3 protein-coding genes and 1 pseudogene are annotated in these 3256 nt (G+C 56.3%); all 4 read left to right on the forward strand.

All coding sequences use genetic code 11. The features are described from left to right. Positions 1-114 precede the first annotated feature (114 nt). The 4 genes and pseudogenes from IGS51_RS19610 to IGS51_RS19625 all read left to right on the forward strand — a co-directional run bounded on the left by IGS51_RS19610 (position 115) and on the right by IGS51_RS19625 (position 3087). Positions 115-1227: a transposase gene (locus IGS51_RS19610; RefSeq protein ID WP_297080476.1), complete on the forward strand. Its 1113-nt coding sequence runs from the start codon at positions 115-117 to the stop codon at positions 1225-1227. A gap of 125 nt (positions 1228-1352) precedes the next feature. Then, positions 1353-2516: an ABC transporter permease DevC gene (devC, locus tag IGS51_RS19615; protein WP_297080477.1), complete on the forward strand. Its 1164-nt coding sequence runs from the start codon at positions 1353-1355 to the stop codon at positions 2514-2516. Positions 2517-2623: 107 nt separating this feature from the next. Further along, a pseudogene (locus IGS51_RS22445) lies at positions 2624-2737 on the forward strand (LuxR C-terminal-related transcriptional regulator); the annotation flags it as partial. Positions 2738-2904: 167 nt separating this feature from the next. Further along, on the forward strand, positions 2905-3087 hold the full coding sequence (locus IGS51_RS19625; protein WP_297080479.1) for a hypothetical protein: 183 nt from the start codon (positions 2905-2907) through the stop codon (positions 3085-3087). Positions 3088-3256 lie beyond the last annotated feature (169 nt).

The raw sequence follows: 3256 nt of genomic DNA on the forward strand, positions 1-3256 counted from the left end.
CCGTAAGGACGGATTGGGCTACTTACATCTTTCACTAGTACAGACGAGCTATTTGCCTTGGGCGTAAATAGATGAGAAAAAAGGGCGTGAAGTGATTAAAGTTCTCCAAGAACCGTGGAACCGATTCTCGTACACGCCCAAGCGTTAGTTTACACCTTGCTCAACTTGATGCCGAGCGCTCACCAAAAGGACAGCCTGCAAGCACTGTTGGCGCTGTTTCTTGAGGCTCAAGGGCACCCCCTGCCCCAACACAGTCCGATTAAATCTGCGGGAGCCTTGAGTCGCTTCCTCAACCACTACCCGTGGCCGACTCGCCGCCTGATCCGCGAGGTGCGTCAACAACTCCTCCAACAACTGCTGCGGTACAGTGGTCGAGGACGGCGACCGTGGTTGCAGTTGATCGTGGATCTGACGACACTGGAGAAATGTGGCAAGTTCAAGCAGTTTGCCCCGCTCATCAGCGTCCTGCAAGGCAAACGGGGGCTGCATCTGGTTGTGTTGTACCTGGTGGTGGGACAGTTGCGAGTGCCCTGGGGGTTTCGCGTCTGGCGAGGCAAGGGTTCAGCGAGTTCTGCTCAACTAGCGGTGCGGCTGATTGAGAGTGTGCCCAAAGTGCTGGTGCAAGCGTTTCGAGTCGTGGTGCTGGCCGATACCGCCTTCGGCAGTGTGCTGTTCCTCAAAGCGATGCGCAAGCGTCGTTATCCGGTGATTGTCGGGGTCCGATGTGACCGCAAACTCGCCGATGGACGCAAGGTGCAGGATTTAGCCAGCAAAGGACAGCAGGTGGTCCTCGAAGGCTTATCGTTTCCGGTCACAATCTCCTGGCTCTACCTCAAACGCGATGGTAAGTTGGAGAAACGCTTTGTGCTATCGACCCGTCCGCTCAAGGGCAGCACCATTACCTGGTGGGGGCGCAGACGCTGGAGCATTGAGGGGTTCTTCAAAACTATCAAACATCGCTTTGGTTTGCATCGCTTTGGCCAACAAACGCTGTTGGGAGTCTACCGTTGGTTCGTGCTGTGTCTGATCAGCTTCATCCTGGCGCATTGGGCCTATTTATCCACGGGTTCATCCCACTTGCCCGATTGGGCAGAAGCGGCAGCCGCTGCCCTCCAATCGTTGTTCCCCGAGGTCGTCGTTTGCCTGCTGCTGACTAAGTTAGAGCGTCATCGAGAGTTGTTGCGTTCCGTTGGGTTTGACCTGCAATTAGTCGCAGGCAAAACATAATGCGCTTGTACTGGTGAAAGATGTAAGCTAGGAAAAAGCCGACGGTTCCCTGAGTTGGCTCATTTGCCGACTTGCCGACTTGCTGACTTGCCAACTTGCTGACTTGCCCACTTGCGCCCCGGCCCATGCGAACGCCTCTTGCTTGGTCAAACCTGACCTATGAACGTCGCCGCCTGCTAACGGCGATCGCCGGAGTGGCGTTTGCGGTGCTGCTGATGTTCATGTTTCGCGGATTTGAGAACGCACTCTACGACAGCCAAGTGCAGTTGCTCAAGGTGCTAAACGGCGAAATTATCGTGGTGAATCGGCTGAAATACACCATGTTTATTCCGGCGCAGTTTGCCCGGCGGCGGCTATATCAGGCGCAGGCCTTTGACGGCGTGGAGGCGGCCTATCCGCTCTATGTCCGCGATGGCGCTGCCTGGAAGAATCCTGAAACCAAGGCGGTGCGGCCGCTGCGGGTGCTGGCGTTTAACCCCAATGACCCCGTGCTGACGATTCCCGAAGTGCTGGCCAGCCAGGAGGCGCTGAAGTTGCCTTGGACGGTGATTGTGGACGAGAAATCGCGGGCAGAGGTGGGAACCGTAACGACGGGCACAGTGACGGAACTGGCGGAGCAGCAGGTACAGGTTGTGGGAACCTACTCGCTGGGGACGGACTTTGCCTCTGCCAATGGCAATGTGATCATGAGCGATCAGAACTTTTTGCGCTATTTTGCCAGCTTGGGGCCGGAGGAGCAGAGCCGCGACCTGAACACGGTGGACATTGGGCTGCTGAGGGTGCGGCCCGGGGCAGATGTGGAGGCGATCGCCCGCACCCTGCGCGACCAATTGCCCAAAGACGTGGCCGTGTTGACCAAGCCAGAGTTCGTAGACATGGAGCTAGATTACTGGCGCAACAACACCGCCATCGGCTTTGTGTTCACGCTGCTAACCATCATGAGCTTCGTCGTCGGCATCATCCTGGTCTACCAGATTCTCTACACCGATGTCGCCGACCACTGGACGCAGTACGCCACCCTGAAGGCGATTGGCTATTCCAATCGTTATCTGCTGGGCGTGGTGTTTCAACAGGCGCTCTTGCTGGGCGTGATGGGCTTTATCCCTGGCTATCTGATTGCGCTGGTGCTGTATCGGCTCACGGCCAACGCCACAGGGCTGCTGATGCAGATGACGCTGGGGCGCGGGCTGAATACTTTGCTGGCGACAGTGGTCATGTGCCTAATTTCGGGGGCGATCGCCATTCGCAAGGTGCAATCGGCCGACCCCGCAGAGGTGTTTGGGAATTAGATACTTGAGAGTCTTGCAGGGGATTGTCAGGCGGAACTTTGCCCTGTGCCCCGCAAGGCGTGGATAGGCTATGGCGATCGCCCAGCGCCTCCAACTGTCGGAACACACTGTCGGAACACACTGTTAAATTTCATGTCAGCTCCCTCTTTGCCAAGCTCCGGGTGTCTAGCCGGACGGAAGCGGTCACCCTCGGCGCACGACGGGGTTTGATTCTGCTGTAGCGATCGCAGCTAAGAGGAATTGTCGAACGATGGCAAGAGGGGTGATGCAGAAATCGCAAATCTACAATGCGTTTTTTGCATAATAGGTCTGGCAAATCCCTGCTATTTACGTTAACTATGAGAAAGCAATTGCAAGTCACCTAACCGAGGCATTGTCGGCTCGACTCATGAACAGCACTCAGCCCGACACAAAGAGCGTTGACACTCCGCCTACCGGAGTCAAGTTAGAGCAAAAGCCCGATTCTGTTACCAGTCCAGTTGATGTTGATCCAGTTGATTTTGACCAGTGGGCGATCGCCGTTCGCCAGCAAATGCTAGATGCACTCCGCAAGCGGGGCACCCGCTACTAGCCGCGCCAGTCGTCTATTCCTTGAGTCAATCACGCTGGGGCTTACGCACTTGCAATAGGTTTTCTGCATTTCGGACGATGTCTCGTGGGCGCAGCCTGCGCGAAGTCGCCCAACTGCGTAAGTCCTAAAGGCATTGCACCTGCTACCGAGCCTGCTGCAAAATTTCCTC

It is taken from the genome of Thermoleptolyngbya sp. M55_K2018_002 (genome assembly GCF_015295965.1).
GTDB classification, from domain to species: Bacteria; Cyanobacteriota; Cyanobacteriia; order Elainellales; family Elainellaceae; genus Thermoleptolyngbya; species Thermoleptolyngbya sichuanensis.